Origin of the sequence: Pseudomonas sp. HY13-MNA-CIBAN-0226, from assembly GCF_040310305.1 — a bacterium.
Lineage (GTDB): Bacteria > Pseudomonadota > Gammaproteobacteria > Pseudomonadales > Pseudomonadaceae > Aquipseudomonas > Aquipseudomonas gregormendelii.
Genome location: NZ_JBEOPS010000699.1, coordinates 1 through 230, shown reverse-complemented (window position 1 = coordinate 230; position 230 = coordinate 1). Strand labels below are relative to the sequence as shown.

Annotated in this window: 1 protein-coding gene; it reads left to right on the top strand. The window is 47.0% G+C overall.

The window, feature by feature from the left end; all coding sequences use genetic code 11:
• Positions 1–230 (top strand): hypothetical protein (locus AAEZ05_RS30505; protein WP_350650437.1); only part of this gene is annotated, 230 nt, incomplete at both ends.

The following is a 230-nucleotide window of genomic DNA, read 5'->3' as shown; positions in this document are numbered from 1 at the left end:
GTAGAGATGTATATTGATCGTAAACACGGTCGCGAGGAAGTCATCTATGACCATCCAAACCTTGAGCCAATATTAGAAAACACCAACGGCGTTATTGTCTATCAAGAACAGGTCATGCAGATCTCGCAGGTCATGGCAGGATATAGCTTGGGTGGTGCGGACATGTTACGCCGTGCGATGGGTAAAAAGAAACCCGAAGAGATGGCCAAACAGCGCGATATCTTTGTCAC